Origin of the sequence: Lyngbya sp. CCY1209, from assembly GCF_035615495.1 — a bacterium.
In the GTDB taxonomy this organism is placed as follows: Bacteria; Cyanobacteriota; Cyanobacteriia; order Cyanobacteriales; family Microcoleaceae; genus Limnospira.
The window spans coordinates 1-5,376 of record NZ_JAJENU010000093.1 but is presented as its reverse complement, the minus strand read 5'-3'; the positions used below and the strand labels follow the sequence as shown (position 1 = coordinate 5,376).

Here is a 5,376-nt window from a genome sequence, read left to right as displayed (position 1 = left end):
TTTGAAAGGGGGGAGAAGGGGGGAGAAGGGGGGAGAAGGGGGGAGAAGGGGGGAGAAAGGGGGGAGAAAGGGGGGAGTAAGGGGGGAGAAAGGGGGGGAGTAAGGGGGGAGTAAGGGGGGAGGTCGGCTTCCCGTGGGGGCAACCTTATCGGGTTGCCCGATGTTCGAGTATTTAACCGGATTTGATATCAGCGCCTTTGAGATGCGATCGCCCTCCAAGCCATTTCCGGAGCGAGGGGTTTGGAGAAAAAATATCCCTGTCCGTATTCGCATCCCAACTCCTTCAATTTGGTCACTTGTTCCGCTATTTCCACCCCCTCGGCGATCACCGTCATCCCCAAATTTTGGGCGAGGGAAACGATCGCCTGAATGATCGCCGTGTGTTTCCCCTGTTCCGTCAGACGGGTGATAAAGGAGCGGTCGATCTTCAAGGTGTCGATGGGGAAATTGTGCAGGTAACTCAGGGAAGAATAGCCGGTGCCAAAATCATCAATTCCCAACTGAATTTTACGGTCTCTGAACTGCTGTAAAATCTCCAGTGCAGCGCGTTCGTTTTCGATCAAGGCAGTTTCGGTAATTTCCAGCTTTAAACTGCTCGGATCGAGTCCGGTGCGAGCGAGGATATTGTCAATTTGTTCGATCAAATCATGCTGACAAAATTGTTTCACCGACAAATTGACACCGATACTGATGGGCATTTTTCCCCCATTGCACTGTTCCTGCCACTGCCGAATCTGGCGGCAGGCTTCCTCCATAATCCACTGTCCCAATGGCACGATTAAACCCGTTTCTTCCGTCGCCGGAATGAACTCATAGGGAGAAACCACCCCCCGCGTCGGATGGTGCCAGCGCACCAATGCCTCGAAGCCGGCAATGCGGTTCGTCGCCAGGTGGACGATGGGTTGATAGTGGAGGATAAATTCATTTCGTTGGAGCGCCCGTCGCAGGTCATTTTCCAATAATAAACGGGCCAAAGATTGGGCGTGCATTCCGGCATCAAAAACTTGGTAGCGGGCTTTGCCTTTCGCCTTCGCCTGATACATGGCGGTGTCCGCATCTCGGAGCAAGTCCTCGGGGCGATCGTAATCGTGGGTCCCCAAAACGATGCCGATGCTGGCGTTGATAAAAATCTCTTCTTCTGTTATATAAAACGGTTTAGTGAGGGCTTTATGAATTTTTTTCGCCGTCTGCTTCGCCCGATCTATATCTTTGATTTGATCGATTAAAATGGTGAATTCATCCCCTTCAAATCGCGCCAAAAAACCATTGGGAATGATGCAGGATTTCAATCGCTTGGCGACCGCCATCATCAGCCGATCGCCCACCAGATGCCCCAAAGAATCATTGACGATTTTGAAGTTGTCGCAGTCGAGAAACAAAACCGCAAATTGGCGATCGCGTTCTTCCTGAGTCCGATTCAGGGCTTCCATGAGCCGTTCCATAAAGAAAACCCGGTTGGGCAACCCCGTGAGCGCGTCGTGGGATGCCATGTGCAGCAGTTGTTGGTTGGCGTCCGCCAGTTCGCGGGTGCGTTCCCGAACTCGCCGTTCCAATTCCAGGTTCATTTGCTCGACTTCCAGATGGGCGCCGCGGATTTCCAATTGAGTCCGAACCCGGGCGAGAACTTCTTGGATTTCAAACGGTTTTGTGATATAATCGATACCGCCTACCTCAAAGGCTTTAATTTTGTCAAACACTTCCCCCAAGGCGCTCAGGAAAATGACCGGAATTTGACTGGTTTGTTCCGAAGCCTTCAACCGCTCGCAAACTTCATAGCCATCCATGTTTGGCATGAGAATATCGAGCAGAACTAAATCGGGGGGATTGACGGCAATCTGTTTGATCGCCGCGCCACCATCCGTGACGCACTCGACGGCATACCCCTGTTTGTTGAGCATGGCGGACAGCAAACGCAGATTGTGAGGGGTATCGTCAACAATCAGAACGCGGGCGGGGGGAGGATCAGAATTTTTGTTCATGCTACTGGTGGGAGGTAACGCACCCGGAGTTTGATGCAGTTCGATCGGTTCCGACCACTTCAAACCTAGAGAAAGCCTCTAATTTCATTGTGACTTCTGAGGCGATGGCATGGCAACTTTTTTTCACACCCCGCCTCGAACGAGATTCGTCCGTCCGCCTCACCCCCGGCGGAGAGACGCGGTGAAACCTGTCATATCCATCCCACTTAAGGATGAAAATTAAAATCGGATTTTTCGGGAAAACGGCCGCTATCCGACGGCCAAGAATTTCATCCAAATTGGTCAGCTCAATCCCGAGCATTTTTTTTTATTTCGCGATCGCCGGGATGAACTTCAACGCAAAAGCTGCTGAATCATGCGATCGGCCTGGGAACCATAACCCCCTCCAAATAAATTAAAATGATTCAAAATGTGATAGAGATTGTAGAGGGTTTTGCGACGCTCGTAGCCCCCATCCAGGGGCCAAACTTCGTTGTAACCCCGGTAAAACGCCGCCGGAAATCCGCCGAACACCTCCGTCATGCCAATATCCACCTCGCGATCGCCGAAATAGGCCGCCGGGTCGAAAATCACCGGTTCCCCGTCGGCCATCACCGAGGCGTTGCCCCCCCACAGGTCCCCGTGAACCAAAGCCGGTTTGGGTCGGTGGCCGGCCAATAGTTCCGGAATTTTCTCCAGCAGGCGCTCGCCGTTGTCGAACCGTCCCCCCCGCCGGCGGGCGAGTTTGAGTTGGTAGCCGATGCGGCGGTCCCGCCAAAATTCCGCCCAGTCCGCCGTCCAGGTGTTGATCTGGGGCGTCGATCCGATGGTGTTGTTGATATCCCAGCCGAATTGATCGTGCCCCGGATAGTCCTCCGGCGGCGTCCACTGGTGCAACCTCGCCAACTGTCGCCCCATTTCCGCCATCGCCTCAGAATTGCCGCGGCCCCCCATTTCCAGCCACTCCAGGACGATATAGGAGGAACTCCCGGCGACGCCCCAGCAAATGGGTTTGGGAACCCGAATCGTGCGGGTTTCCCACATCTGCTTGACCCCCAAAGCCTCCGCCTCGAACATATCCGCCAGAGAGGCACTGTTGAGTTTGACAAAATAGCGGCGCGAACCGTCGTCGAGGCGATACCCTTGGTTGATGCAGCCCCCCCCCACCGATCGCGGACTGTTGCTTTTGAAAAGTTCTCCGGTTGCGTTACTGATGTGTTCGACTATCTGATCCCACATGGCATTTTAAAGCGATCGCGTCATCGCTGGGATTCTATAGCAGGCAACCGGCGATCGGCAACCGGCGATCGGTATAGTCTCGGCACCATCGATGCGGACATCGCCATTTAAAAGGGAAATTGACCGAGACGATTCCTCGGGTTTCATGACATTTAAAACCCTTGCAGCTTGGGAATTCATTCCCGAGGGAGTCTTTCCACCCCAAATCAATCCCGGGCCGTCACATTTTCGTAAACCCCCTTGTCCCGCTTCACCAACTTAGTAAAGCCCGCGTTTCTGTAATCCGCGTTAGAGGTGGGAATCGACAGCATCGGCGCACTCAGCAGGCGGCGGACGGGCGCATCCGACGCCGTTTCCCCAACCTCACAATTCGCCAACTCACAAACCTCGCCCCAGGTTTTCACCTCGCGATCGATACTGTGCATCACCTCGACCTTGCGGTTATTGCTCGGACAGAAATAATCGTAGATCGGCATGGCAGTTGTCCTTACCAGAGAAACCAGTCATCTCCTCTTTTTTATCACAAAATTTTCCAATTCTATTTCCCCGGTTCGAGATCCCAGACCGTCAGGGGGGAAGCGATCGCGGATCGCGGCGGGTCAGAATGTGTCAAAATATACCCTGTAACGCCGGAGCCGGACTCCAGTCAGCCGGTTTCAAGCGGATTTCGGCGCGATCGCGCGGCCCCGCAGTGCCGTCCGCACCCGAGTTGTCGTCTCGTCCGCGACCCAGTTTCAAGGAGAATTTTCGATGAGCGATTTTAAAGCCACCCCCGAAACCGATCTCACCACCACCCAACTCTTAGATCGATATGACATCCGCGACGAAGCCACCATCAAAAGCTGGGCGAAACTCCACGGCTTGAATGGCAATCACGATTCATACTCGCCCCGAGAAGTGGATTTACTCGACCACGTTCACCACCACCTCCACAATTTGGGGATGAGCATCGACGAATATCAAACTTTCCTCAACCGCCGTTCTAACCGCGTCCCCAATTCACCTCCACCCCAATCTCAAAATACCGCGCCCATGCCGGAATCTTCCCCCTCTCAACCTCAACCCGCCGCCCCACCTTCTCAAAACTCGACATCCGACGAGATGGTTGACGGCGCGACGACGACCGTCGATCTGTTGATGTCGCAGTATTCCGAAGCGATCGAATTTATGGGAGAACGCATCGCCGACCATTTTATCGACGAATTGGATGCTTCCGTGATGCGGCATTTGGCGAAAAAAGTTCAGGAGCGGCAGGCGATGAGAGCCAACCGGCCGAATCGCTTTCTCCGCACCATTCAAGCCGTTTTAAAACCCAGCGACAAAGCGATGTTGGGCGAATCCCAATCCGAAGACTCTCGATTGGAGATGGAAAGTAACCACCGTTTGGGATGATCTCGGCTCGAAATTCCTAGAAAAACCGCCGCGGAATTGCCATCGTAGACCATTGGGGTTGACGCCCGCGATCGCCCCCCCGGCTTCGGCCCTCATTTTCCAGCCAAGCCAACCGCCAGATCCGCCCCCCGCCCCGTCTTTGCAGGTAGATGCGAAACGGGTTGTGTCGTTCTCCGAACCGGCGCGCGCTCCCCCGCACCCGGAGATCGTAGGTCCCCTCCACCTTAAACCCCTCCAAACCGTCGATCGTCAGGGGTTCCAAACGGGCGATCGCCACCCGGGTAATTTTAAACCCCCGGGGGGAACTGGCGACGTCGGATTTTAAATTCAGTTCCCGGTGAATCTGTCGGATTTGCAGGGTGAGGGCCTGTTGAACCAGGGTTGGCGTCGGCGTGATTCCCGCCGGAGAACACCCCCACAACGCCAGGGAAATCAACAGGATCGGGATTAAAATTAATTTCTTCGCCACCGCCAGATCCCCTTCGCCCTTCCGATCGCCTCCGGGTTCCATTCGAGTTGACCCGCGATCGCAATTTTACCCGAACGGCGTCGGAATCGGGCACTGCCACTTGGAGGTGGAAAAGCATCAGTACCCCGGGTTCAAGTCGGCTCTGGCGACGGCCATAACACCCCAAAAACAAAAAGCGCCCCCCAATCGGGAGGCGCTTGATTTAAGCTGGGCTAGAAATTAGCCAATTTCGGGGGCAACCAAAGCCACAGTCTCGGACTCAGCAGAAGCCAAGTCGAGGGGGAAGTTGTGAGCGTTGCGCTCGTGCATGACTTCCAT

Annotated in this window: 7 protein-coding genes; 1 reads left to right on the top strand and 6 read right to left on the bottom strand. The window is 54.5% G+C overall.

The genetic code is table 11. The features are described 5' to 3' along the window. Positions 1 to 188: 188 nt before the first annotated feature. From LKE08_RS00535 to LKE08_RS00520, 4 genes are all read right to left on the bottom strand, one after another. Entirely contained in the window at positions 189 to 1,979 is a 1,791-nt protein-coding gene (locus LKE08_RS00535) for an EAL domain-containing protein (protein WP_324702238.1), read from the bottom strand. A 333-nt stretch (positions 1,980 to 2,312) separates the two neighbouring features. Next, the gene (locus LKE08_RS00530; RefSeq protein ID WP_324702237.1) at positions 2,313 to 3,197 is read right to left on the bottom strand and encodes a fructosamine kinase family protein; all 885 of its coding nucleotides are present in this window, start codon (positions 3,195 to 3,197) and stop codon (positions 2,313 to 2,315) included. 206 nt (positions 3,198 to 3,403) lie between these two features. Then, positions 3,404 to 3,673 carry a zinc ribbon domain-containing protein gene (locus tag LKE08_RS00525; RefSeq protein ID WP_324702236.1) on the bottom strand — a complete coding sequence of 90 codons (270 nt, stop codon included), beginning with the start codon at positions 3,671 to 3,673 and terminating at the stop codon, positions 3,404 to 3,406. Between the two features lie 133 nt (positions 3,674 to 3,806). Next, the gene (locus LKE08_RS00520; protein WP_324702235.1) at positions 3,807 to 3,935 is read right to left on the bottom strand and encodes a hypothetical protein; all 129 of its coding nucleotides are present in this window, start codon (positions 3,933 to 3,935) and stop codon (positions 3,807 to 3,809) included. Between the two features lie 12 nt (positions 3,936 to 3,947). On the opposite strand from LKE08_RS00520, the gene LKE08_RS00515 reads away from it, so the two are divergent. Next, positions 3,948 to 4,589 carry a hypothetical protein gene (locus LKE08_RS00515; protein ID WP_324702234.1) on the top strand — a complete coding sequence of 214 codons (642 nt, stop codon included), beginning with the start codon at positions 3,948 to 3,950 and terminating at the stop codon, positions 4,587 to 4,589. Between the two features lie 16 nt (positions 4,590 to 4,605). Here LKE08_RS00515 and LKE08_RS00510 read toward each other — a convergent pair whose 3' ends face one another. Further along, positions 4,606 to 5,100 carry a hypothetical protein gene (locus tag LKE08_RS00510; protein WP_324702233.1) on the bottom strand — a complete coding sequence of 165 codons (495 nt, stop codon included), beginning with the start codon at positions 5,098 to 5,100 and terminating at the stop codon, positions 4,606 to 4,608. 177 nt (positions 5,101 to 5,277) lie between these two features. Further along, on the bottom strand, positions 5,278 to 5,376 hold a 99-nt coding region (locus LKE08_RS00505; protein ID WP_324702239.1), incomplete at its 5' end, for a photosystem II protein D1.